Origin of the sequence: Paracoccus sp. SCSIO 75233 (assembly GCF_027912675.1) — a bacterium.
Classification (GTDB): Bacteria; Pseudomonadota; Alphaproteobacteria; order Rhodobacterales; family Rhodobacteraceae; genus Paracoccus.
The window spans coordinates 733,883-759,254 of sequence record NZ_CP115757.1 but is presented as its reverse complement, the minus strand read 5'-3'; the positions used below and the strand labels follow the sequence as shown (position 1 = coordinate 759,254).

General features: G+C 59.9%; 22 protein-coding genes and 2 pseudogenes. 20 read left to right on the top strand and 4 right to left on the bottom strand.

Features of this window, described 5'->3' with window-relative positions; all coding sequences use genetic code 11:
• Window positions 1-15: 15 nt before the first annotated feature.
• Entirely contained in the window at window positions 16-2,103 is a 2,088-nt protein-coding gene (locus tag PAF12_RS03640) for a TonB-dependent siderophore receptor (protein WP_271108647.1), read from the bottom strand.
• 177 nt (window positions 2,104-2,280) lie between these two features.
• Window positions 2,281-3,369 (bottom strand): siderophore-interacting protein, encoded by a 1,089-nt coding sequence (locus tag PAF12_RS03635; protein WP_271108646.1) that lies wholly within the window; start codon window positions 3,367-3,369, stop codon window positions 2,281-2,283.
• A gap of 152 nt (window positions 3,370-3,521) precedes the next feature.
• Here PAF12_RS03635 and PAF12_RS03630 point away from each other — a divergent pair, with 152 nt between their 5' ends.
• From PAF12_RS03630 to PAF12_RS03540, 19 genes and pseudogenes are all read left to right on the top strand, one after another.
• On the top strand, window positions 3,522-4,406 hold the full coding sequence (locus tag PAF12_RS03630; RefSeq protein ID WP_271108645.1) for an iron-siderophore ABC transporter substrate-binding protein: 885 nt from the start codon (window positions 3,522-3,524) through the stop codon (window positions 4,404-4,406).
• Between the two features lie 17 nt (window positions 4,407-4,423).
• Window positions 4,424-5,395 carry an iron ABC transporter permease gene (locus tag PAF12_RS03625; protein WP_271108644.1) on the top strand — a complete coding sequence of 324 codons (972 nt, stop codon included), beginning with the start codon at window positions 4,424-4,426 and terminating at the stop codon, window positions 5,393-5,395.
• Window positions 5,392-6,366: an iron ABC transporter permease gene (locus tag PAF12_RS03620; RefSeq protein ID WP_271108643.1), complete on the top strand. Its 975-nt coding sequence runs from the start codon at window positions 5,392-5,394 to the stop codon at window positions 6,364-6,366. The genes PAF12_RS03625 and PAF12_RS03620 overlap by 4 nt, the downstream gene beginning before the upstream one ends.
• The gene (locus tag PAF12_RS03615) at window positions 6,359-7,171 is read left to right on the top strand and encodes an ABC transporter ATP-binding protein (protein WP_271108642.1); all 813 of its coding nucleotides are present in this window, start codon (window positions 6,359-6,361) and stop codon (window positions 7,169-7,171) included. Before PAF12_RS03620 ends, PAF12_RS03615 begins: the two co-directional genes overlap by 8 nt.
• Before the next feature lie 134 nt (window positions 7,172-7,305).
• Entirely contained in the window at window positions 7,306-9,444 is a 2,139-nt protein-coding gene (locus PAF12_RS03610) for a TonB-dependent receptor (RefSeq protein ID WP_271108641.1), read from the top strand.
• Window positions 9,445-10,042: 598 nt separating this feature from the next.
• Window positions 10,043-11,257, top strand: coding sequence for a hypothetical protein (locus PAF12_RS03605; protein WP_271108640.1), 1,215 nt, complete (start codon window positions 10,043-10,045; stop codon window positions 11,255-11,257).
• 466 nt (window positions 11,258-11,723) lie between these two features.
• On the top strand, window positions 11,724-13,352 hold the full coding sequence (locus PAF12_RS03600) for a cytochrome ubiquinol oxidase subunit I (protein WP_271108639.1): 1,629 nt from the start codon (window positions 11,724-11,726) through the stop codon (window positions 13,350-13,352).
• Window positions 13,353-13,357: 5 nt separating this feature from the next.
• Window positions 13,358-14,521 carry a cytochrome d ubiquinol oxidase subunit II gene (gene cydB, locus PAF12_RS03595; protein ID WP_271108638.1) on the top strand — a complete coding sequence of 388 codons (1,164 nt, stop codon included), beginning with the start codon at window positions 13,358-13,360 and terminating at the stop codon, window positions 14,519-14,521.
• Between the two features lie 19 nt (window positions 14,522-14,540).
• Window positions 14,541-14,681: a cytochrome bd-I oxidase subunit CydX gene (gene cydX, locus PAF12_RS03590; RefSeq protein ID WP_271108637.1), complete on the top strand. Its 141-nt coding sequence runs from the start codon at window positions 14,541-14,543 to the stop codon at window positions 14,679-14,681.
• Between the two features lie 39 nt (window positions 14,682-14,720).
• Window positions 14,721-16,022: an NAD(P)/FAD-dependent oxidoreductase gene (locus tag PAF12_RS03585; protein WP_271108636.1), complete on the top strand. Its 1,302-nt coding sequence runs from the start codon at window positions 14,721-14,723 to the stop codon at window positions 16,020-16,022.
• A 12-nt stretch (window positions 16,023-16,034) separates the two neighbouring features.
• Window positions 16,035-16,406 (top strand): DUF5368 domain-containing protein, encoded by a 372-nt coding sequence (locus PAF12_RS03580; RefSeq protein ID WP_271108635.1) that lies wholly within the window; start codon window positions 16,035-16,037, stop codon window positions 16,404-16,406.
• A 27-nt stretch (window positions 16,407-16,433) separates the two neighbouring features.
• Window positions 16,434-16,919: a bacterioferritin gene (locus PAF12_RS03575; protein WP_271108634.1), complete on the top strand. Its 486-nt coding sequence runs from the start codon at window positions 16,434-16,436 to the stop codon at window positions 16,917-16,919.
• A 19-nt stretch (window positions 16,920-16,938) separates the two neighbouring features.
• Window positions 16,939-17,898: an SLAC1 anion channel family protein gene (locus PAF12_RS03570; RefSeq protein WP_271108633.1), complete on the top strand. Its 960-nt coding sequence runs from the start codon at window positions 16,939-16,941 to the stop codon at window positions 17,896-17,898.
• 143 nt (window positions 17,899-18,041) lie between these two features.
• Window positions 18,042-18,716 carry a Crp/Fnr family transcriptional regulator gene (locus tag PAF12_RS03565; protein ID WP_271108632.1) on the top strand — a complete coding sequence of 225 codons (675 nt, stop codon included), beginning with the start codon at window positions 18,042-18,044 and terminating at the stop codon, window positions 18,714-18,716.
• Between the two features lie 102 nt (window positions 18,717-18,818).
• A complete protein-coding gene (locus tag PAF12_RS03560; RefSeq protein ID WP_271108631.1) occupies window positions 18,819-19,031 on the top strand; it encodes a DUF2892 domain-containing protein in 213 nt (70 codons plus the stop codon).
• Window positions 19,028-19,462 carry a YeeE/YedE family protein gene (locus PAF12_RS03555; RefSeq protein WP_271108630.1) on the top strand — a complete coding sequence of 145 codons (435 nt, stop codon included), beginning with the start codon at window positions 19,028-19,030 and terminating at the stop codon, window positions 19,460-19,462. Before PAF12_RS03560 ends, PAF12_RS03555 begins: the two co-directional genes overlap by 4 nt.
• Window positions 19,463-19,466: 4 nt before the next feature.
• Window positions 19,467-19,901 (top strand): DUF6691 family protein, encoded by a 435-nt coding sequence (locus tag PAF12_RS03550; RefSeq protein WP_271108629.1) that lies wholly within the window; start codon window positions 19,467-19,469, stop codon window positions 19,899-19,901.
• A 29-nt stretch (window positions 19,902-19,930) separates the two neighbouring features.
• On the top strand, window positions 19,931-20,878 hold the full coding sequence (locus tag PAF12_RS03545) for an MBL fold metallo-hydrolase (protein ID WP_271108628.1): 948 nt from the start codon (window positions 19,931-19,933) through the stop codon (window positions 20,876-20,878).
• A 120-nt stretch (window positions 20,879-20,998) separates the two neighbouring features.
• Window positions 20,999-22,745 (top strand): annotated as a pseudogene (locus tag PAF12_RS03540) (SulP family inorganic anion transporter).
• A gap of 198 nt (window positions 22,746-22,943) precedes the next feature.
• Here PAF12_RS03540 and PAF12_RS18970 read toward each other — a convergent pair.
• Together PAF12_RS18970 and PAF12_RS03530 are read right to left on the bottom strand one after the other, a co-directional pair.
• A complete protein-coding gene (locus PAF12_RS18970; RefSeq protein WP_368045158.1) occupies window positions 22,944-23,114 on the bottom strand; it encodes a hypothetical protein in 171 nt (56 codons plus the stop codon).
• 304 nt (window positions 23,115-23,418) lie between these two features.
• Window positions 23,419-23,865, bottom strand: coding sequence for a PaaI family thioesterase (locus PAF12_RS03530; protein ID WP_271108627.1), 447 nt, complete (start codon window positions 23,863-23,865; stop codon window positions 23,419-23,421).
• Window positions 23,866-24,164: 299 nt separating this feature from the next.
• On the opposite strand from PAF12_RS03530, the pseudogene PAF12_RS03525 reads away from it, so the two are divergent.
• Window positions 24,165-25,313, top strand: a pseudogene (locus tag PAF12_RS03525) (IS3 family transposase).
• Window positions 25,314-25,372 lie beyond the last annotated feature (59 nt).

Here is a 25,372-nt window from a genome sequence, read left to right as displayed (position 1 = left end):
CTGGGGCCTGCAATCTCACCACTTATAAGCGACTTTGGCCGACACTGTCCGCCCTTCGCCATAAGAGCAATATGAGTAACCACATGCGCCCACATAAACCTCATCGGTGAGGTTCGTGGCATTCAGCGACATCTCGATATTGTCGCGGGTGTAGCTTGCCCCAAGATCGACCAGGGTCACGCTGTCCAGCTCAGCCGAATTTGCGGCATCGATGAAGCGCTCACCGATATACCGGATACCGCCCCCGACCCGCAGGCCATTCGCAAAGTCGCGGTCGAGCCAGATGCTGGCGATATGGTTCGGCGCATCTGCCAGTTCATTGCCGTTCAAGGGATCATCGGAGGGCGCGACCTGTTCGGTCTCATTATAGGAATAGCCGCCCCGCAGCTTCCAGCCATCCGCGATTTCGGCTGTCGCCTCGATCTCAAAGCCGCGCGATTTGACCTCGCCGATCTGGCGGGTGCCACGGATCCCGCCTTCCTCGACGGTCCGGTTAACATTGGTCTGACGCATATCGTAAAGCGAGGCCGTGATCAGCCCGTCGAAAGCCGTGGGCTGATATTTGACGCCAAGCTCCCACTGTTCGCCCTCGGTCGGCAGCAGGGCATCGCCGTCGATATTCTGCCCGGCCTGCGGATCGAAGGATGTGGAATAGCTGAGATAAGGCGTGACACCATTTGCCATGGCATAGGCCAGACCGACCCGGCCTGTGACCTGATTGTCCTTGTATTCGGACACGCGGCCATAGCGTTCGCCGGTCTGCTCGACCCAATCGTAACGCAGGCCCAGCGAGCCGCGCCAGTTGCCATATTCGATTTCATCCTGCGCATAGACGCCAGCCTGACGCAGCAGCGAACTGCCGGCGTTTGGCGTTCCGAAGAAGCTGCGGGCACCGGCGTGATAATCCGGATTGCGCCAGTTCAATTCGGCCGCAGTGCCAAACTGGCTGCTCTCAAAGGCATCGTAGTGACGGATATCGAGACCGAACAGCAGCTTGTGAACGGCCTGCCCCGTCATGGCCTCGCCCGACAGGCGGGTGTCCACGCTGATCGTTTCGCTGTCCTCGCTCTGCCGACTGGAACCGCGGCTGAACGTATCGGCGCCGGTGACCGCGCTGGCATAGGTGCTGCGATAGTCCCAGTCGAGTTTCTCGTAGCGGAAGCCCTGGCTCAGCTTCCAGCCGTTATCCATCTCGTGGCTGAGTTCCAGGCTGACGCTTGCCGATGTCCGGTCGCTGTCATCCCAGTCCTTTTGCCCGGTGTAGAGATCGCGCAGATCGTCACCGTCGGCGGTCTGCGTCAGGGCAAACGGCACACCGGTCGGCGAGCTGGGCGCATCCTTGGAGTAGTTTGCCATCAGGTCGATGGTCGTCGCGCCATCGGGCGACCAGCGAAGCGCACCGGCGAGGTAGCCGCGTTCGTTCGTCAGATCCTCGATCTGCGTGCTGTCGTCACGTCCGATGCCCGTCAGTCGCCAGGACAGCACGTCGGACGGCGCCCGGTTCACGTCGAAAAACACCTGACTGCTCTGATTGCTGTCATAGCCGATACCGGCCTCGGCAAAATCATAAGCCTGGGCGCGTTTCTGCACCATGTTCACCACGCCAAGCGGAGACCCGGCACCATAGAGCGACGATGACGGTCCGCGCAGAACTTCGATCTGCTGCATCCCGTAGAGTTCCTGACCGATCGCGCCGAAGTAGCGGCCCTGACGCAAACCGTTCACATATTGCGCGTTGTCAGCCCGGAAGCCCCGGATATAGGGCGTGTCAAAGCGGGGGTCGATACCGAAGGGCTGGGCATGAACGCCAGCGGTGTAGCCCAATGCCTGACCCAGATTCTGCGCCCCCTGATCTTCGATCTGATCGGTCGTGATGACGGAAACGGATTGTTGCATCTCGGCAATCGGTGTGTCGGACTTGGTCGCCGCCTGTGCATAAGGGGCAACGTAGCCTTCGGGCTGTACCGAAACGCCGGTCGTTGCCGTCAGCGTGATTGTATCAAGGACAATGACATCCTGCATATCCTGAGCGCCCGCCGAAGCGGCCAGCAGGGCCACCATGCTTGCGCCATAAAGCGGAAGAGAATGAGATTTGAGCATCATGGTAACCTGTCACTTTTTTATCGGCGGATACCTGACAAAATTACTTTGGTAAATCAATTGCGCAATTTTGACGCAGACATCCATGTTGCCGAAATGTTTCACTCGCGGCGATGTCTTCACCCGGCACCGCCGAAACACCATTTTTTTCAGATGGATGCCGACCGCCCTGCCCTACGGTTATGGAACTTGCGCCGTTCGTCTTTGCAGTCTCGCCACCTGTGTTGATGGCGGGACCCAGGCTTCGGTCCAATAGGCCGCAGCGTGGTACTCGCCTCGCTCAAACCCGTTTCGCGACAAATATTCCCTGGCGGCGATGGATGCCGCGCGTTCTGCGGCGAAGAAGACAAAGCGGTCCACCTCTGGCGGGTTCAGCATGTTCAGCGCGTCCAGAGGTGTGCCATGCTCACCATGAACCATCCAGCGAAGGTCCACACCCTCGGGATGTCTGATATCCTGAGCATCTTTCGGATCCTGCACAAAGATCAGCGCTTGTCCGGTGGTGTCGGCGGGCAGCCCTTCCAGCATGCGTGCAATGACCGGCAAGGCGGTTTCGTCGCCGATATATCCAATCCAGCCCGCAACGCCCGGAACCTTGCCGCCCGGGCCTGTTATAGCCACGATATCGCCGATTGCGGCACGGGTCAGCCATTCAGTGACCCGACCGCCATCATGCAGAAACACGTCGATGTCGATCCAGCCACAGTCCGGATCAATGGCGCGCACCGTATAGGGCGGACGGTGCCAGCTATCGATCCCGCCCGGCCAATGGGTGGCACCGGTTGCATCCGCCGAAGGCCAGTCCGCGCCCTCTGGGCCGAAAATCAGGCGAAAATGCAGACCCTCCGAGGCGAACCGGCTGAAATCACCGCTGATCCGCAACCGCTGGAACGAGGGCGACAGGCGATCATTGGCGATGATGGTCCCTATCATGAGGTTCGCCGGACGCCCGCCGGTTCTGTCCGCAGCCCATTGCAGAGATACGGGCAGTTTAAGCTGCTCGAAATAGAAATTGACCGTTTCTCGCAGGGTGGCCAGCCGCGCATCTGAAGTCGCCGCGATTGTAACCAGACTTGTGTCACGCGCCGCCGCCACGGTCAGCGTCGCGTCTTCCAGTGCGATCTCGGCGCGATCCTTCTTCTGCGCCAGCGGCAGTCCCATCACTTCCGCAGCCGGACGAAGCGCGCTCAGCAAATTCTCCAAGGGCATGGCCACGGTCGCGGAATGCCGCGTCAATTTGTGCAAGCTTTCTTGCTGATCGGTCGCCATGAGGGCTATTCCTTACTTGAATACTTGGTTATTTCTTGCCACGTCTCGCGCGGTATTTGCAAGACGCGCCGCACTGATAGAGGTCAGCAGGATTGGGAAAGAACATGTGCAGATGGCTGTTGATCGGGGCCGCAACTCTGTTGGCAGGCGCGATGCCGGCTCTCGCCTGCGACGGGCGCTTGCTGGAGGATGAGGGCGTCTATGCCGGCCCGCTCTGCGTGCCATCGGCGCCTCAGCGTGTGGTGGTGCTGGATGCCAGCTTTGGCCTTGGTATCGGTATGGATGTCGGCCTGCCGATCATCGGTGCGCCGCTGGACCGGATGAGCGATGACGGGCTGAAATCCCGTGCCGAAGCGGCCGATGTGACCAGCATCGGCTTTGTCACCGAACCGAGCCTTGAGACCATCGTCGCGTTGCAGCCGGACATGATCCTCGCCTTTGTCGGCAGTGAATCGATGGCGAGCGGGGTTTATCCGCAGCTTTCCCAGCTTGCGCCGACGCTGCTTTATACGGATATCGACTGGCGGGCGTTTTACTCCTTGCTGGCCGAATTCACCGGCCGGGAAGACGAGATTGCAGAAAAGATGCAGGCTTATGACGCAAGGCTTGCCGATATCCGCGACCGGATGCCCGACAAGACGGTTTCCGTGCTGCGGATCACCTCTTGGGACTTTCAGGTCTATCTGGATGCGCCGCAAAGCTATGCCCCCTTCGAGGTGATGAAACAGGCGGGCGTCACCCGCACCGAATACGAAACGACGGATGATCCCTCGCTGTCGATGAAGCGCCCGGACTGGGAAGAACTGGCGGAGCTGGATGGTGATGTGTTGCTTTACATCGTGGGCGGCACCAATGATTCCGACAAGGACGGCCGTCATGAAGAGGTGCTGTCCAACCCGCTTTGGCAGATGCTGCCTGCGGTTCAGTCCGGCAATGTGCATCGCGTCGACGCTGCGACATGGATGGAGTTCAGCGGCCTCGCCTCGGCCAATCGGGTGCTGGACGATCTGGAAAAATATGTGATCGACGCTCCGTGAGACCTGGATACGCTGCTTTGACTGCACTGTCGCTGTTTGCGCTGGTGGTGCTGGCGCTTTGGGCGCTCACCGTCGGGTCGTCCGATATCTCGCTGCACCGGGCGATGCAGGCGCTTTTATCGCCTGCGGACGAGCGCGCTGACATCGTCATCCGAACCGTTCGCCTGCCGCGCGTCATCGCGGCGATCTCGGCAGGTGCGGCGCTCGCTGTCGCGGGCGCAATCATGCAGGCCGTCACCGGCAATCCACTGGCCGAACCGGGCTTGCTGGGTGTCAATGCCGGGGCGAGCTTTGCCGTGGTGCTGGCGATCTCGCTCATCGGGATCAGCGGGGGCGGACAGCTGATGTGGGCGGCGTTTCTGGGGGCGGCACTTGCCGCCGTCGCCGTCTACACCCTCGGCGCCGCGGGTCGGAGCGGCGCCACGCCGCTGAAACTGGTGCTGGCGGGCGTCGTGGTCGCAACATTTCTGGGCGCGCTGACCATGTCGGTGCTGATCCTTGATGCCCAGACGATGGATGTGGTGCGGCTTTGGACGGCGGGCAGCCTGCGGAACCGGCAGATGTCGCAAATCCTTCCGGTCCTGCCGTGGCTCATGGCTGCGCTGATCGCCGCCCTGCTGTTGCGGGAGCAGTTCACCGCGCTGAGCCTTGGGGCGGAGACCTCGCAGGCGCTTGGTCAAAACCCGGCAATGTGGCGTATCCTGTCGGCGGTTCTGGTCGTCGGGCTGGCCGGTGGATCGGTGGCCATCGCCGGGCCGCTTGGTTTTGTCGGACTGGTCGTTCCCCATATCGTGCGGCTGAGCGTCGGGCCGGATTACCGCCTGATCCTGCCATTCGCCGCGCTTGGTGGCGCCGGGCTGGCATTGATCGGGGATACGCTGCCACGCGCGGCATTGGGCGTGGATGTGCCGCTGGGCATCACGATGGCGCTGATCGGTGCGCCCTTCTTTATCTGGCTGGCACGCCGCCGAAGCGGAGCCGCCGCATGAAGGTCGTCTGGGCAAGCCTGATCCTTATGACCTCGGCGATCTTTCTGCTGGCCCTGATGCTGGGCAATCAGCCGGTGCCGCTGACCGATGTGCTGGCGGCCTTGCGCGGAGAGGCCCTGCCCGCGCCGCAAATGATCGTCACCGGGCTACGGCTGCCACGCGCCGTGATGGCCACGCTCGTCGGGGCGGCACTCGGTACGGCGGGCGCGGTCTGTCAGGCGGTGATGCGGAACCCGCTGGCAGAGCCGGGATTGCTGGGCATCAACGCAGGTGCGGCACTCGCGGCGGTTCTGGTCATCGTCCAGATCCGGGCTTTGCCCGAAAGTCTGCTGCCCTGGCTGACCTTTGCCGGGGCGCTCGGCATGGCTGTGGCGATCTACCTGCTGTCCTGGCGGGACGGGGCAAGCTCGATGCGGATCATCCTGATCGGGGTCGGGCTGTCTGCAATGGCCGGGGCGGCGGCCAGCTTCATTTCAACCTTTGGCGACGCGGCAGCGGTGCAGCGCGCGATGATCTGGCTGGCGGGCAGTCTGCAGGACAGCCGCTGGGAACGGGTGCAGATGCTGGCGATATGGGCCCTGCCCGGTCTGCTGGCGGCATGGCTGCTGGCGCGAGAGTTGGATCTGATCGCCTTCGGGGACACCGTCGCGCAAGGTCTGGGCCAGCGCGTCGACACGGTGCGAGGGCTGGCCGTGCTGATCTGCGCCTTGCTGTCGGGTGCGGCGGTTGCGGCGGCAGGTCTGATAGCCTTTGTCGGCCTTGCCGCGCCGCATATCGCACGACGTCTGGTCGGGCATCCGCATCGGCGGCTCATACCGGCATCGGCCCTGATCGGCGCGCTTCTGGTGCTGAGTGCTGATCTTGCCGCAAGGCGGATCATGCCACCCATTCAACTGCCGGTCGGGCTGTTCACCGCTTTGCTTGGCGCCCCGTTCTTTGGCTATCTTCTCTGGAGGCGACGGCATGACTGATCCCGCCTATCCCCTTGAATTGCGGGATGTCCGTATCGGCTATGGGGGCAAGCCGGTCGTGGATTCCCTGAGCCTAGGGATTCCGCGCGGGCAGTTCACGGCGCTTCTGGGGCCGAACGGTTCGGGCAAATCCACCATTCTGCGCAGTCTGGCAGGGCTTCAACGGCTGGAAAGCGGCACGGTCTTGCTGGACGGGACGGAACTGGCACGGCTTTCGCCGAAAGCCATCGCGCGGCGCATCGGATATCTGGCTCAGGGCGCACAGGCACCGGAAGGGATGACCGTCTGCGACCTCGTTCGTCAGGGCCGCTACCCACATCGCCCCCTGTTCGGCGGCTGGCGGGAAGAGGATAGCGCCGCCGTCGAAGACGCGCTGAACCTGACCTCAGTTGCGCATTTGCGGGACCGTCGGCTGGACAGCCTGTCCGGCGGACAGCGACAGCGCGCATGGATTGCAATGACACTCGCCCAGCAGGGCGAAGTCCTGCTGCTGGATGAGCCGACGACCTATCTCGACCTCGCCCATCAGATCGAGTTGCTGGAATTGCTGCGGCGCCTTGTCGAGGAACGTGGCAATACGGTGATCGCCGTTCTGCACGACCTCAATCAGGCCTCGCGATATGCAGATCGGCTTGTCCTGCTGCGCGATGGCAGGCTTCAAGGTGAGGGCCGGCCCGAGGAGGTGATGACCTCCGCATCGGTGCTGGAGGTGTTCGGCGTCTCCGTCACCGTCATCACGGACCCCGAAAGCGGCGCACCCTTATGTGTACCGCGTCAGACGCAAACGCCCCGCATGGCTATGTGATTTTCGCAACAACAAGTGCTTCTTTGACCCCGCATTTCCGAAAGGGGGATTACCTGAAGCTAATTCCATGTATTTTTGTCAGGAATCTGTCACTCCGCCGGAGCGAGACGCTATTTCAGACAGGAGAGCTTAATTTGGACCGCAAACTTCGCCTTACGATCATTCTCGGAACTGTGTCCGCGCTCGCAATCGGACAGGCCCATGCGCAGGTAGGAGAGCCTATTCTACTCGACACCATCGTGATCTATGGCGACCGGACGACCACGGTTGCGGAGGACAGCAATTCAAGCGTTGCCATCGCCGATGCAAGGCAGCTGGAGCGGCCGACGACGCAGACCGTGACCGATGCTTTCCGCAACATGGCCAATGTCAGCACGGGTGACTGGACCGATACCGGCTTCGTGCTGCGCGGCGTGAATTCCGAAGGATTGACGCCGGGCGGGCTGGGTGCGCCGCTGGCGTCGTTCTATGTCGACGGTGTGCAGCAGACGGTTCAGGGCACAAGGCGCGGCGTGCGCGGCACGTTCGACACCGAACAGCTGGAAGTCTACCGCGGTCCGCAATCCACCCTTTCCGGACGCGCGGCGCTGGCGGGCGCGGTCTATCTGCGCACGAAAGACCCGGAATTTGCCCGGTCCGGCGCGGCGCAGGTGACCTATGGCTCCGACAACCACAAGCAGATCGGTCTGGCCTTCGGCGATGCGATCGGCGACCGCCTTGCCTACCGCGTGCGGGGCGAATGGTCCGAGAAGGACAGCGATCTGAATTATCCGTCCTACCGCGCCTTCGACAGCTATGACGACTATGTCACGGATGATTACTGGACGCTGGGTGGCAAGCTGCTGTGGCTGCCGACACAGGATAATAACACGCAGGTCATCGTCAGCTATTCGCGCAGCTTCGACGGACAGACGCAGAATGACATCGCTGGCCCCTACTGGTCGACCGGCGCGCCATCCTATGATGCGCGGCGCGGCGATATCTGGGGCGATATCCTGCCGGATTATTATCGCGGTTTCGGATTGACCACGCTGCCGGTCTTTCAGGAAGTGCGCGAGGGCTACGTCAATAATTTCGGCATCGAGCTTACCCATGACTTCAGCGATGTTCTGCGGTTGACCGCACAAACCGGCTGGACAGAATCCACCATCACCCGCAATTCGATCAATTTCGGCATGAAGAACGAATCCCTGACGACCGAGGGCGCGTTCACGGACAAGCTTTACAGTCAGGAAATCCGGCTGAATTACGATGACGGCGCGCTTCGCTGGGTCGCTGGCGGCTATGCGGCGCGCGAAACTCAGGATGCGTTCCGCAACCAGACCCTGCTGAGCTTCGCGCAGACCGAAAACGAGGCGAAGCTGACCAATTACGCGCTTTTCGGCGAGGCGGAATATCGCTTTGCGTCGGGTCTTCGGGTGATTGCTGGCGGACGTCTCGATAAGTTCGAGCAGGAACAGTCCGGCGTGGTCTATGACAATGGCGCGCTTGTGTCGGATATCAGCAATGATTTCAGCGATACGGTTTTCATTCCGAAGATCGGCGTCGGCTATGATTTCGGCGCAAATCAGTCGGTGACCCTGATCTATCAGGAAGGTTATCGCCCGGGTGGAGCGGGCATTCGCGCCTCTGACGGGTCGGAATATGAATATGACGCCGAGCGAACCGGCAATATCGAACTGGCATGGCGTGGCCGCTTCATGGATGACCGGCTGCGGGTCGGGGCGAATATCTTCCACCAGAGCTGGGACGATCAGCAGGTCGAACTGCGTCAGGACCCGAACAGTTCGGCGTCGGCAATCATTGCCAATGCGGGCGAGTCCAAATCCTATGGTGCCGAGGTCGAGCTTGCTTACGCGGCAACCGATATGCTGGACATCACCGCCTCGCTGGGTCTGCTGCAGACCGAGTTCAAGGATTTCCGCGTCGGCAATGACGATTTCACCGGCCTCGATTTTCCCGGCGCGCCGTCGCGCAATCTGGCGCTTGGCTTCGCCTGGGGCGGAGATACCGGATGGTTCGCAAACGGCAATCTGCGAATGCAGAGCAGTTCGCTCTCGCGGCTGGAAACCGGTGTCCCGCAGCCTGTCGAGTTGAGCGGTTTCGGAACCGTCGATCTCGCAGCAGGGTATGGCTGGGACAATGCGAAGCTGACAGCCTACGCAACCAATCTGTTCGACAAGGAATACTACACCTATGAATACGGCCCCGGAGCCTTTGCCTCTGTCGGAGATCGTCGCGAAATCGGGATGAGGCTGGAAACCCGCTTCTGATACCGGCCAAAGCGATTTGCGATGCGAGGTTAAGGTCCGTGGCAGAGGTGAACTTAACAGTTCACCTCTGCCCTAGCATTCCTACATCAACCTGAGACGAAGGGTTGATTTACCGACGATGCCTTTCTCAATGTTGCCATCCATGATGGGATAATGGATGACCGGGCAGTGAACCTTTCCGATCTAGACCAGGTCAGCCTAACCAAACATGACCGGGCATTTCCTGAGTCGCCGGAAACTCACGATGCTGCGTGGCAATCCGCCGAGGCGGCAATTCTTCAGTGAGGCAGCATTTCGACCGGGCTTCACAGACCTCCAGTCGAATGGCTGCGCGCAATCTGGCCACTATCCCCAAAACTCGCAGAAGCTTCGTACAGCCCCGCTTGCTGACACTAAGATCGACGAACGAAGGCGAAGATAGCTGCACCCGGTCGCTTTGCGGCGTAACAACAGCCAAGTCTGGGATTCCGTGGCCGGGCCGGCTCTATGACCAGTCGTGCATCCCGACCCTACGGCTCCGCCCCTTGTTTGGTGACCATGTCACCGTCGCCCGGCGCAATGGCGTGGCATCAATATCCATCATCGATGGAGAACTGCCATGACAACAGCCAATCATCGACCTGCTGACAACTGGTCCCCGCAATATTTTCTCGCGTCGCTCGGAGCGGGCGGGCTTGCCGTTTCCTTCTTCATGTTTCTGATGTTCTGGATACCGCATCCCGGCCAGCCTGTTCCGGTATTCGAGGACATCGCAGCCGCCTTTTCAGGCGGCCCGCTGCCGTTAAAGGCCACCATCACCGTTGCCATCGTCGGAATTGCCGGCTTTGCGTTCCTGAATATCAAGCTGTTGATCTGGAACCTGGCCCGTTTTGCGGAATTCCGGAGAACGGAGGCCTTTGCGAAATTGGCCGTTTCCAACGGCGAAACCCAGCTTCTGGCAATGCCGCTGGCGCTGGCGATGACGGTGAATGCCGGGTTCATTCTGGCCCTTGTCTTTGTGCCCGGACTATGGAGCGTCGTTGAGTATCTTTTCCCGTTGGCAATGATCGCATTCACGCTGATCGCCTGGCTGGCGTTTCGCCGCATCGGCCGTTTTCTCGTCCGGGTGCTCAGCAATGGCGGCGCCTTTGATCTTGCTGCGAAAAACTCTTTTGCCCAGCTTCTGCCTGCTTTTGCACTGGCCATGATCGCTGTGGGTCTCTCGGCTCCGGCGGCGATGAGTACCGTTCCGGCGACCGTGGGCGTTTCGCTGGTGTTGTCGATAGCACTCGGCACGATTGCGGGCCTTTACGCGCTGATCGCGGCAATCGTCGCGGTCGGCCCAATGTTGCGCTATGGAATTTCACGGGAAAGCGCGCCCACGCTGATGGTTGTCGTTCCGATCCTGACGGTTCTGGGGATCATGACCACGCGGCAGGAACATGGGCTGCATACCAGCTTTGACGCCCATTCCGGCCTTGCGGACAACCTGCAGCTGACCACAACGATCCTTGCGGTTCAGTTGGCATTCGTGGCGCTTGGCCTGTCAGTTCTTAAGCGGCAGAGCTATGCCGGGACCTACTTGCGCAAGGGGCAAAGCTCCGCTGGCTCCTACGCGCTGGTTTGTCCCGGTGTTGCCGTCAGTGTCATGCTGCATTTTTGGGTTAACAAGGGCTTGGTAGGTGCCGGGCTGATTGACCAATTCGGCGCTGTCTACTGGGCGCTGACCTCGCTGGCGATTGCCAGCCAGATCGCGATGATCCTTTTGCTGTTCATGCTGAACCGGCGCCATTTTGGCAGGCTCCCCGCCAGTCAATTCGTTCCCGCGGAATGAGATAGAGACCTAATCCGGCCCCCAAAAAGGGGCCGGAAAACACCTCGTCATGCACAGTCAGGCCGGATCATTGCCGCGGGCATCAGGCATTGACCCGACAAATTTGACAGGTGTTTCTATTTAAATGGGCAAGGCAGGCCCCAAGGCCGATTTTGCATTGGCCTTTCACCCATCATTTTCAAGCATTGTGCCATAGCACGCGACGAGGCGGGTTCGGCGCGCCTTACCGAAAACTCTGATCGTTATGGCCCGGCAACACGGAACAGATCACCTGATGTTCGGAAAAATATCCGGTTGATCCCCGATATTGGTGACGAAGTCACCAAAGCTTTCCCTTAGGCCGATCTATCTTGCCGCCCGAAGTGTTGGGACGCCGGAATCGGACTTGATGACAGGCAGATCCAACGCTGCCTTCGCGCCCGCACACATCAGAACAGAGGCCGGGCGCCTGTCAGGAGAGTTTCGTATGGAACTGGATATTGTCGAGCTATCGCGCCTGCAATTCGCGATGACGGCTATGTATCACTTTTTGTTTGTCCCGCTGACGCTGGGCTTGTCGGTCATCGTGGCGATCATGGAGACCGTCTATGTCATGACCGGCCGTCCGGTCTGGCGGCAGATGACCAAATTCTGGGGCATGTTGTTCGGGATCAATTTTGCCATCGGCGTCGCCACCGGGATCACCATGGAATTCCAGTTCGGGATGAACTGGAGCTATTACAGCCATTATGTGGGCGACATCTTCGGGGCGCCGCTGGCCATTGAAGGGCTGATGGCTTTCTTCCTTGAGGCCACCTTCGTCGGGCTGTTCTTTTTCGGCTGGGACAGGCTCAGCAAGGTTCAGCATCTGGTCGTGGCGTGGCTTGTCGCGCTTGGTTCGAATTTCTCGGCGCTCTGGATCCTGATCGCGAATGGCTGGATGCAGAACCCGGTCGGTGCGGAATTCAACCCCGAAACCATGCGCATGGAAATGACCTCCTTTTCCGAAGTTCTCTTCAATGAGGTGGCACAGGCGAAGTTCGTGCATACAGTTTCGGCGGGCTATGTCACGGCAGCAGTCTTCGTTCTGGGGGTTTCCGCCTGGTATCTGCTGAAGAACCGCCATGTGGAACTGGCGCGCCGGTCGGTCACCATCGCCGCATCATTCGGCCTTGCCTCGGCACTCTCCGTGGTCGTCCTTGGCGACGAATCCGGCTATTCCGCAAGCCACACCCAGCGTATGAAACTGGCCGCGATCGAGGCCATGTGGGAGACCCACGACGCCCCCGCACCTTTTACGCTGATCGGGTTTCCCGATCAGGCGGCGCGCGAAACACATTATGCCGTGGAAATCCCCTGGGTCATGGGGCTGATCGGAACGCGTTCGCTGACACGGGAAATGCCGGGAATAAGCGATCTGACCGCAGAGGCGCAGGCGCGCATCGACAGCGGTATCATCGCCTATGACGCGCTTCAGACCATCCGGGAACAGCGCGCCGCCACACCGCCAGAGATACGGGCGCGTTTCGAAGAACATTCCGCCGATCTTGGATTTGCGTATCTTCTTTTGCGCTATGTGGACGATCCGCGCGATGCGACACCCGAACAGATTTCCCGGGCCGCCGGTGATACCGTCCCGACCGTCTGGCCGTTGTTCTGGTCCTTCCGGATCATGGTCGGCCTTGGCTTCGCATTCATCGGCGTGATGGCATATTTCGTCTATCGCTCATCCTTCAGGGGGCAGACCTATCCGGGATGGGCGTTATGGGCCGCCGTCGTGGCGATCCCGACACCGTGGATCGCGGCAGAAATGGGGTGGTTCGTTGCGGAATATGGCCGCCAGCCCTGGACCGTCGACGGCGTCCTGCCCACGGCCCTGTCTGTCAGCCATCTGAGCATTCAGGATCTTCTGATCACGCTGGCGGGCTTCATGCTGTTCTACTCGGTCCTGTTCGTGGTCGAGATGGGCCTGATGCTGAAATACATCCGCAAGGGTCCGTTCCAGGATGTGGCCGAGACGGAGGCCTGGGAGGCCCGTCACACACATCGCCTGCGCACCCATGATGGGCAGGGACCCTTTGCCCCCGTCGACAAAACTGCAACCCCAGCGGAGTAAGACCGATGATCCTCTATGAATTGATCGACTACGAGATTCTGCGCGTGATCTGGTGGGGGCTTCTGGGCGTTCTGCTGATCGGCTTTGCCCTGACCGACGGGTTTGACATGGGCGTCGGCGCGCTTCTGCCCTTCGTCGCAAAAACCAACGTGGAGCGGCGGGTGGCCATCAACACGGTCGGCCCCGTCTGGGAAGGAAATCAGGTCTGGTTCGTCCTTGGCGGCGGCGCGATCTTTGCTGCTTGGCCGCCGCTTTATGCGGTCAGTTTCTCAGGGTTCTATCTGGCGATGTTCGTCCTGCTTGCGGCGTTTATCGTGCGGCCCGTGGCCTTCAAGTACCGCTCCAAACGCGAAGGCACGGCATGGCGGAGCCGATGGGATTGGGCGTTGTTCGCAGGCGGCGCCGTTCCGGCACTGCTTTTCGGGGTGGCTGTGGGCAATGTCCTTCTGGGCGTGCCGTTCTACCTGACCGACATGCTGATGCCACGCTATGACGGCAATTTCCTGATGAAGTTCATTGGATTGTTGCACCCCTTCGCGCTTCTGGCGGGCGTCGTGTCTTTCTCAATGCTGCTGATGCATGGCGCGGCCTGGCTGAACCTCAAGGCTGAGGGTGCCGTCGCAGTCCGGGCGCGGCATATCGGCGTTGTCGCGGGCCTTGTGGCAATGGGCGGCTATGCTCTGGCGGGCCTCTGGCTGGCCTTCGGGGTCGATGGCTTTGTGCTGGCAGGGGAGGTTGTCACTGACGGGCCATCAAACCCCCTGTATTCCGAGGTGAGCCGTGGCGGATCCTGGTTATCAGCCTATGGCGCGCGCCCGTGGATCGTGATCGCGCCGGTGATGGGCTTCGCAGGTATCGCAATGGCTCTGCGTGGTCTGACCGCCGGGCGCGAGGTTTCAACGCTGCTCTGGTCGAAACTGGGGATTACCGGCATCATTTCTTCCGTCGGTTTGACGATGTTCCCCTTCATCCTGCCGTCATCTGCCGACCCGAACAGTTCGCTGACCGTCTGGGATTCATCGTCATCGCATCAGACGCTTTTCATCATGCTGATCTGCACGGTGATCTTCATGCCGCTGATCCTCGCCTACACCGCCTGGGTCTACAAAGTGCTCTGGGGCAAGGTCACCGAGGCCGATGTCACCGAGAACTCCGACACCGCCTACTAAGAAAAAAGGAACTCAGATCATGTGGTATTTCGCCTGGCTGCTTGGCCTTCCGCTCGCGGCGATTTTCGCGGTCATGAACGCAATGTGGCTGGAAATCCGGCGCGACCGAGAACTCGCGGATGAGACCGATGCGCCTGTCGGTGCAGGCGCCAGCAAATAAGGCACCCCCGGCAGAGCCTGCCGGAGGAGGAGGAAGAGAATGGACAGAAGGCAATTCCTGACCGCAGCAATGGCGGGTAGCATGTCAGCGACACTGGTCGTGGCGGAGGACGCGACCAGTACCACCCCGATCCGGACATCGGCACGGATCGTCATCATCGGGGCGGGTGCCGCTGGCACCGCCCTAACGAACCGGCTGATGCGCCGCCTTGACGGTGCAAAGATCACGGTGATCGACCCCCGGCAGGACCATCTTTATCAGCCTGGTCTGACGCTGGTGGCAGCGGGTCTGAAACCTTCGGGCTACGTGGTGTCGAAGACGTCGCAATGGCTGCCGGAGGGTGTCACCTGGCTGCGTGAAAGCGTGACAGCCGTGGACCCGGAGGCCAGGACCGTTTCGACCGATAACGGGCAAACGCTGGGCTATGACTGGCTGGTCGTCGCACCGGGGCTGGTTCTGGATCATGGGGCTATCGATGGCTTCAGCCTCGATATGGTGGGTGAGAACGGGATCGGCGCGCTTTATGCAGGACCCGACTATGCTGCGCGCACATGGAACGCAGCGGGCCGCTTTGCCGAAGAGGGCGGCACCGGGATTTTTACCCGGCCCGCAACCGAAATGAAATGCGCCGGCGCGCCGCTCAAACATACGTTCCTGATCGACGACATTGCCCGCCGGGCGGGTAACGCGGCGCAAACGAACATGATCTATGCCGCGCCGCAATCTTCGCTGTTTGGCGTTCCCATCGTGGCCGAGAAGGTTCGGATGCTGTTCAACGATCGCGGCATCGACACTTTGATGAACCGGAGTCTGATCGGGATCGACGCCGGGGCGAAACGCGCCATTTTCGCCACAGAGACCGGGCAGGAAGATATGGATTACGACTATATCCATATCGTTCCGCCGCAGCGGGCGCCGGAATTTGTTCCCCAATCGGGCCTCGCCTGGGCGGATCGCTGGACCGATCAGGGTTGGGTCGAAGCGGATATGCAGACCCTGCGACATCTTCGCTACCCCGAGGTTTTCGCCCTGGGCGACGTTGCCGGTGTGCCGAAGGGCAAGACCGCCGCATCGGTCAAATGGCAGGTGCCGGTCGTCGAAGACCACCTTGTCGCCGCCATTCAGGGACGCGACGGCACGTTGACCTATGACGGCTACACCTCCTGCCCGCTCATCACCCGTATCGGTCGCGCCATGCTCGTGGAGTTCGACTATCATGATAATCTCGTGCCCTCCTTTCCCGGCGTCATCGCACCGCTGGAGGAACTCTGGATCAGTTGGCTGATGAAAGAGGTGGCGCTGAAAGCCACCTATAACGCCATGCTGCGCGGCCGGGCCTGAGGAGGGCAGAATATGCAAGACCTGACATTTGAAACCCTGATCGCGGTTTTTGAAGAGATATTTGGCCGTGGGCTCTTCTGGGCAATGGTCGTCGGGGCCAGCTTGGTGACGCTGGCCTATCTTTACGTTCTGATCCGCGACCGGGCGGTCAGCTGGAGAAAATTCCTGTTTGCCCAGCTTTCCATGCCTGTCGGCGCGGTTCTGGCGGTCTGGTTCGTGATGGCGATGACGAAATCCCGCCTGTCGGATATCGGCGGGCCGATCGACGTCACCGTTTTGTCCTGCATCGCCTTGGTGGGCGCAATCGGTATGGCGATCCTTGTCTATACGCTTGAATCGCTGATCGGCAGCAACCGGACACGCGATGACCTCGGAAAACCGTAGCTTCAGATCAGAAAGGATATGACATCCATGACAAACGCAAAGATCATCGCGTATCTGCAACGCGCCGTGAACATGGAGATGACCGCCGCGCATCAATACCAGCTTCACGCCCATACGCTCGACGATTGGGGGCTGACGAAACTGGCCGGGAATATGCGCGAGGAAATGGCGGAGGAGATCGGCCATTCCGACCGTTTCCTCGAACGCCTGATGTTTCTCAAGGCGGTGCCCGAGCTGCAATTCGACAAACCGCCGCAAATGGCGGAAACGCTGCCCGGTATGTTCCGCGCGGACCTTGCAGACGAAGAAGAAGCAATTCAGGTCTATACAGAAGCCGCGCAGCATGCCGCCGAACTTGGCGATATCGGAACGCGGGTTCTTTTCGAACAGATTGTCCTTGATGAAGAGGGGCATAAGGCCTGGCTTGAACTGCAACTCGATCTGATCGACCGGCTGGGTGAGAAAACCTATGCCGCCAAACTGGTTTCGTTTGCGGATGATGCTGAAACCTGATCCGACAAGGAACCGTGCCATGCAGGTTGCCGAAGGCATCACCACCAGCCGTCTTGCCCATTTCCCGATCACGTTTTTCGGCGTGACAATGGGTATCTTCGGGCTCGCCCTGTCGCTGCGTGCGGGCGGGTTGGAGATGGCGTCAGCCTTCACCACAGGGATCGGCGCAGTCGTGCTGGTGGTGCTTTTCACCCTGTATGGTTTGAAATCGCTCCGTTTTCCGGAAGAAATCGCCGGGGAGTGGAGCCATCCCGTACGGCTGTCCTTCTTTCCCGCAGCGAATATCTCAATCCTGCTGCTGTCACTTTTGCTTCAAGACAGCATACCTGCCCTGTCGGCCCTGTTATGGGGCTTCGGCGCGATTGCTCAGGCAGTGCTGACAGTGGTCATCGTCTCGGCCTGGATTTCGCATCGCGCGTTTGGCCCGGCCATTCTGTCACCTGCCTGGTTCATCCCGGCAGTCGCCAATGTGATCGTGCCGCTGGGTGGGGCGCATCTTGGCCTGTTCGCGGCCAGTTGGTATTTCTTCTCCGTCGGGTTGTTGTTCTGGATCATTCTGCTGACGCTTGTGTTCAACCGCCTGATCTTTCACGATCCATTGCCCGAAAAACTGCGCCCGACACTCGTGATCCTGATCGCGCCGCCCTCTGTCGCATTCCTCGCCTGGATCGAACTCAACGGCGGGCAGATCGACGCTTTGGCGCAGTTCCTGATCAATATCGGCCTGTTCTTTGCAGCGATTGTCGCTGTGCAAATACCTGCGCTGCTGCGGCTTCCCTTTGCGATGTCGTTCTGGGCGCTGTCCTTTCCGCTGGCCGCATTGACGACAGCCCTGTTCAGATACGGGGCGCTTGGCGGGTCCGGCGCGTCCCGTCTGGCAGGCGCCGCGATGCTTGCCCTGCTTGTCGCCACGATAGTCGTGCTCACCGTCCGAACTCTCCGGGCGGTCCGGGCCGGAGGTATTTGCCAGCCGGAGTAACTCAGGGGGCTTTGGAAGCGGATCGGAAGAAAGGCTGGCCTTTTCCGACCTAATCGCTCTAACATCCGGGAAATCTGCGGTTGCTGTGCATCATTCGCCGTGCCGTATTACTATGTTCAGTCGGCGGCCCGGAATACAAAATCATGAGCGAATCCTGGATCAGCAAGTTCAAGGGGTTGAGCCGCCTGCCGGACGGAATTCGCGCGGAACTGGAAGCAGGAAGCAAGATCGTATCGGTTCCGGCCGGAACCCAGGTCTTTGCGCCGGGTCAATCCGCCGACAACCTGCTGCTGCTGCTTGAAGGAACGGTCCGCGTTCAGCAAAGATCGGAAACCGGGCGCGAGGTTTTTCTCTACCGCGTACATGCCGGGGAAAGCTGCGTGCTGACCACGGCCTGCATGCTGGCCTTCGAGGATTATTCTGCCGACGGCATCGCGGAAACCGATGTGCGCGCCGTTGCCATTCCACGATCGACCTTCGACAGCCTTGTCGCCAAATCATCCGTTTTTCGGGAGTTCGTCTTTGCGGCCTATTCGCGGCGGATAACGGATCTGTTTACGCTTGTGGACGATATCGTATTCCAGCGCATGGATGTCCGTCTTGCGGCGCGGCTGCTTGAACTGGCCGACCAGAACGATATCGTTCATGCAACCCATGCCTTTCTGGCGACAGAGCTAGGGACCGCCCGAGAGGTGATTTCGAGAACCCTGTCAGAGTTTCACCGCCGCGGCTGGATCGAACAATCCCGTGGGGAGGTCCGTCTTACAGGCCGGGCCGGGCTTGAGCGGCTGGTAAGGTCTGCGGGCGCGCAGGCCTGAGTATATTTTCCGTCGTCATGGCGCCCGGTTCGGTGACCTAGTCACACAGGAAATCGCCGGGGTGTGCAAGATTGCCTGCATCGGCTTTCGATGGAGTGTGACATGACCGCCAATATGGGGAACATCGACCGGAGCGTGCGACTCGTGATCGCCGTCATCCTTTTGGGCGTAGCCTTCGGGACGAGCTGGCTGGGGTCGGGCATCCTGTTCTGGCTGGCGTTGATCGTTGCCGCTGTATTTGCCCTGACGGCGTTGATTGGGCACTGCCCGCTTTACACCATGATCGGCATCAAAACCTGTCAGGACCATGCATGATCGAAACGAGTTTTACGCCCTGGGTGTCGCTTGCGGGCGGGGTCATGATCGGGTTTGCCTCAACCCTGCTGATGCTGTTTGCCGGTCGTATCATGGGCGCGACCGGCGTTCTGGCCGGGCTGTTCAGCCCCATATCGGTGCAGGATTTTACCTGGCGCGCGGCGCTGTTGGCCGGAATGGTCACCGGACCCGTTGCCGTCTGGGCGGTTTCGGGCCAGATGCCCGCAATTGAGGTGCCGGTATCCGACGCCGCGCTTGTTGTCGGCGGGCTGCTTGTTGGTGTCGGGGTCACCTGGGGCGGCGGTTGCACCTCCGGGCACGGCGTCTGCGGCATGGCCCGGCTGAGCCCGCGCTCAGTCGTAGCTACGCTGGTCTTCATGACCTGCGCTGCGTTTACCGTTTTCATTATTCGCCATGTGATCGGAGGCTGATCTTATGAAATTGATCCTGATCTATCTGATCGGGTTGGTCTTCGGGATCGGCATCTCGATTTCAGGCATGGCCAACCCGGCCAAGGTCCTGAATTTTTTCGACGTCGCCGGATCATGGGATGCTTCGCTGATTTTCGTGATGGGCGGCGCGCTTGTCACCACCTTTATCGGTTACAAACTGGTCTTTGGCCGCGATGCACCGGTCTTCGAAAAGACATTCAGCCTGCCAGAGACACGCCGGATTGACGCCCGGCTGGTGGCTGGCTCAACCATCTTTGGCATCGGCTGGGGGATCGCAGGCTTCTGTCCGGGCGGCGCCCTGCCCGCACTTGGCAGCGGCGAACCAAAGGTCTTTCTTTTTACCGCCGCACTTGTCGCGGGGGTTTTCATCGCCCGATTTCTGCAAAACAGAACTGCGTGCAAACAGGCTTCGGCCTGACGGCGCCGCAGCAAGACAGGAGACATTTCATGCAGTTTTACCCCGCATCCAACAATCCCGGCAGCGCGAATGTCGCGGCCTTTTACGAAAAAGCGACCGGCTCCTGGCAATATGTGGCCTGGTGCCCGGACAGCAGGAAAGCGATCATCATTGATCCGGTCATGGATTTCGACCCCGCCGCCGGTGCGACCTGGACCCACAGCGCCGATGAAATTCTGGCCTATGTGCGGGAAGAGGGTCTTGATGTCGAATGGGTGCTCGACACCCATCCCCATGCAGATCACTTTTCAGCCGCGCGTTACATCAAGGAGCAGCTCGGCGGCGCACCAAAGCAGGCCATTGGGGAGCTTGTCCTGCGGGTGCAGGAAATCTGGGCTGACATGTATGCGGATGACGGCCTGAAAAACCATCCGGAGTACTGGGACCGGCTTTTCAAGGCGGGCGACAGCTTTGCGGTTGGCAATTGCCTTGTCGGCGTGACGCTTTCAACAGGGCACACACTGGCCTCTGTCACCTACAGCATGGGGGATGCAGTGTTTGCGCACGACACCTTCATGGTGCCGGACAGCGGCACATCGCGTTGCGATTTTCCGGGCGGGTCTTCGGAGGAGATGTGGGACACGCTTCAGGCCATCCTCGCCAATCCCGATGATACCCGCATTTTCGTGGGCCATGACTACGGCAAGGGAGGCCGCACAGAGGCCTGCATGGCGACTGTGGCGGAACATAAATGCGCCAATATTCATGTCAGGGACGGTATCACCCGCGAGGAATTTATCGCCACCCGCAATGCGCGCGATGCAACCCTGCCGCTGCCAGACCGGATGCTATACGCCTTGCAAGTCAATATCCGGGGCGGCAGGCTTCCTGAACAAGACGACAAAGGCCGTGCGGTTCTGCGGGTACCACTCAACCGGTTCCGCTCGAAGTTGGAAAAGAGCTTTGATGATGCCGGCGGCGCGGCGGCGTCAGAGTAGGGTTAGCTGCCACGCAGGCCTGAACCTGCGGTTGAAGGAATTGCGCATTTCGTCCCTTATGCGCAATCACTGGCGGGCGGAGCGAAGTTGCTCCGTCCGCGCTTCTCGTTGGATGCTCAAATGACCGCACAGCTTCGCCGCTATTTCCCGATATTTGAGTGGGGCCGGACCTATAGCCGGAAGAACCTCTCGAATGACCTGAGCGCCGCTTTGATTGTCACGATCATGCTGATCCCGCAATCGCTGGCCTATGCGCTTCTGGCCGGGCTTCCGCCCGAAGCGGGCATCTACGCGTCGATCGTGCCAATCATCCTGTACGCCATATTCGGGACCAGTCAGGCGCTGGCGGTCGGACCGGTCGCCGTGGTTTCGCTTCTGACGGCATCGGCCATCGGCCAGGTCGCGGAACAGGGCACTGCCGGCTATGCAGCGGCGGCGCTGACACTGGCCTTCCTTTCCGGAGCGGTTCTGATGCTCCTGGGGCTTTTCCGGTTGGGTTTTCTGGCCAATTTCCTGAGCCATCCGGTGATTGCCGGTTTCATCACCGCCTCGGGAATTCTGATCGCAACCGGTCAGTTCAGCCATATTCTGGGGATCAGCGGCAGTGGCGATACCCTGCCGGAAATGCTGGTTTCAATCATCGCGCATCTGCCCGAAATCAACTGGATCACGTTTGCCATCGGAAGTTTCGCCACAGGCTTCTTGTTCTGGGTCCGAAACCACCTGGGGTCGATGCTTCGCAGGCTCGGGGCGTCTGACCTTCTTGCCAATATCCTGACCAGAGCAGGTCCGGTCGCCGCTGTCGTAACCACAACCCTGATCGTCCGGACGCTGGGTCTCGCAGATCATGGCGTAAATATCGTCGGCACCGTTCCGCAAAGCCTGCCGCCGCTGACAGTGCCGGATTTTTCTGCGGAGCTTCTGAGAACCCTGCTGGTTCCGGCCATCCTGATTTCCGTGATCGGGTTTGTGGAATCCGTCTCTGTCGCGCAGACGCTCGCCGCCAGAAAACGGCAGAGGATCGACCCGGATCAGGAATTGATTGCTTTGGGTGCAGCCAACCTCAGCGCCGCCTTCACCGGCGGCTATCCTGTCACGGGAGGTTTCGCGCGCTCGGTCGTAAATTTCGACGCCGGTGCTCAGACACCCGCCGCCGGCGCCTTTACCGCCATCGGCCTGGCAATTGCCGCCGTCGCGCTGACACCGCTGGTCTATTTCCTGCCCAATGCCACGCTCTCCGCCACAATTATTGTCGCTGTCCTGAGCCTCGTTGATCTGTCGATCCTGAAAAAAACTTGGCATTACTCCCGGGCGGATTTCGCAGCAGTCGCCGCAACGATCCTTCTGACGCTCGGTTTTGGGGTCGAGGTCGGCGTAGCTTCAGGCGTTGCCATCTCAGTAGGGCTGCATCTTTACAAGACGTCGCGCCCCCATGTCGCCGAGGTCGGTCTTGTCCCCGGCACCCAGCACTTCCGCAACGTTCTGCGCCATGAGGTCGAAACCGACCCGGGCCTGCTTACGCTGCGCGTGGACGAGAGCCTTTACTTCGTGAATACCCGGTTTCTTGAGGATCTGATCCGGGCGCGTGTGCCCGAAGGTTCTGCGATCCGCCATGTCGTGCTGATGTTTTCCGCGGTAAATGAGGTGGATTACTCCGCATTGGAAAGCCTCATGGCCATCAATCACCGATTGAAGGACATGGGGGTCGGGCTGCATCTGTCAGAGGTCAAGGGTCCGGTTCTGGACCGGCTAAAGCGATCCGCTTTTATCAATGAACTAGAACGGGCGCGTGTTTTTATCGCAACATGATGCGTGGGAAAGCCTGACCAGCATGGGCGAAAGGAAGGCGGGTGAAAAGAGACGATAAGACGCTTGGGATTAATTGCCTCCCGCGTTTTAGGTCGGCTTTTGAAAATAGTGTGATATCTATGAAAGGTTTGCATTCGTGAAATGTTACTTCGGTCATGATGCGCCACCGCAAGTCCTTTTCACTCCCTTTCTGTGGGTTGCCAGGCACTGCATCTTCAGCAGAATTAAAGCCCAGATGTGGCGCTTGATTAAACAGTCACGAATGCAGGCTGCGGTCGATCTCGCCTAAGTCCATTCGCTGGCTTTCCCACTCCATCGGAGCTGGCTCCGTCACCTGCACCAATGCCAGCTCCAGTCCCTGGCTGCCATCAGGTATTGCCGCAACTATGTCGGGTGCAATCAGGGTCACGCACAAGGCAAGAGTCATGCAGGAGGGCTCCGCCCTTTCCCGCTCGGCCTTCGGTACTAGTTAAGAACTCGCCCGCCTCCAGCATGCCCTTCCAGCGGAACGCGCGGGCCAGTGACTTGATCAATATGTTGTCTGGCTTGCGCTCCTGTGCTGCGTTCTAGGGCAGCTGTATCTCCCTCCATCCGCCGCGCCTTACAATTTTGAACGGGAGGTGGGCGGTGAAGGATTCCGGAATCTGCGTAGAGCGGGTCATGCAGCTGATCCGGCTTCTTGGGCGGTTTCGCAGGCCAGCGGGAAACACTCAACATCCGTCAGGCGCGAGCTATGAACCCTTTATGATCCGGAAGGAACCGGTAGCTGTCGCGAGAAGACGTCCGTTATCATCGTGCAGTTCTGCCGCAGCGAACTGAACATTTTGGCCACCGCCGGTAACGCGACCCGTTGCCTTGACTCGCCCCACAGCAACCCCTGCGATAAAACTAACCGACAGCGTCATCGTTACCGCTGTCTCACCGCGGCTTCTGACACAATTGAGCACAGCCAGCCCGCAACCATTATCAAGTAACATAGATATAAACCCACCATGAAGCAGGCCAAGGCGGTTTAAATGTTGCGGTCCGATCTCCAACTCACAGACCCCGGTCATGTCCTCGGGAAGTCGAGAGAAATAACCGACCAGCCTTCCTGCGCCGGACGGATCAGCCGATTCCGGAAATGCACTTCCAATGGACTGTTCACGCATCGCCTTGCCCTTCTCACGACGGTTCACTTGCGGGCAACGAGAAATCAAGCCGCGGTTGCAAGTTCAATTGAGCCGGCACGCAAACTGCATGCCAGCTGATACGAAAATTGAAACTCTCTATCCCCGGTAAAAAAGAGAAAATTCCCGCGCGACCGCCGTAACTGGCCCAGAACTTGCAGGGCAAAAAAGTAACGATGAACTTGCCCCCAGCGCTGGACCGCTGCCTTGAGCGTTTTCCCGTCTCTCTTGACCTGCTTCCTACGAATTGGACCGTTTGAAGTGAGAAAATTCTCGTAATCTTGCGGCAGGCAACGCGAGGAAGATCGATGAAGACATCCAGGTTCAGCGAGCAGCAGATCGCGTTCATTCTGAAGCAGGCCGACGACGGGCTGGGCGTTGCGGAGGTTTGCCGGAAGGCCGGTATTTCGCAGCAGACCTATTATAGGTGGCGCAAGAAATACGGTGGCCTGATGCACTCGGAGGTCAAGCGGCTGAAGATGCTGGAAGACGAGAACAGCCGCCTGAAGCGGATGGTTGCCGATTTGTCATTGGATAAGACCATGCTTCAGGATGTTCTGGCAAAAAAGCTGTAGCGCCTGCGAAGGCGCGGCAGTTGGCGGATTATGTGCAGGGCGTGTTCCAGGTCTCGATCCGGCGGGGCTGTGCGGTGCTCGGCCTGCGAGACAACGACCTGTTTCTACCTGGCGCGCTGGCCATCGCAGGCTGCATTGAGAAAGCGGATCCGGGAGATTGCCGAGATATGAGCCGTCGAAGACGCCACCGGTTCGAGCCCGACGGCGATTGGGGTGCACTATGGCTATCGGCGGATCCACATCTTGTTGAGGCGGGAGGGCTGGGAAGTGAATGCCAAGCACGTCTACCGGGCTTAATGTCGAGGAAGGCCGCAAATCAGGCATAAACGCCCGAAGCGCAAGGTGGCGGCGAAGCTCCGTGAGGATCGGAAACCGGCCGCGGCACCGAACGCTATCTGGGCGATGGATGTCCTGTCCGACCAGCTCTTCGCCGGCACGAAGATGCGGGTTCTGACCATCGTGGATACCTTCTCGAAGGTCTCGCCAGCCATTGATGTCCGGCCACGCCACACGGGTACGGATGTTATCCGGACGCTGGAGGATGTGACGCAGGACTACGGCTGCCCCCGATCCATCAGCGTCGATCAGGGGCCGGAATTCATCTCGAAGGATCTCGATCTCCGGGCCTACATGAACGGAGTCATCCTGGACTTCAGCCGGTCGGAGAAACCCACCGATAACGCCTTCGCCGAGGCATTCAACGGCAAGGTCCGCGCCGAATGCATCGATCAGAATTGGTTCTTGTCGATCGACGATGACGGGCTAAAATGCGAGGCGTACCGCCAAGAGCATAACAACGATCGACCACATAGCTTGATCGCTAACAAGACCCCGATCGAGTTCATGAAATCCATCCGAGCAACCTGCCACCGGGTGGCTTGAGAGACGGGAAAACGCTCAAGGCAGCGGTCCAGCGTTGGGGGCAAGGTCATAAAGTCTCT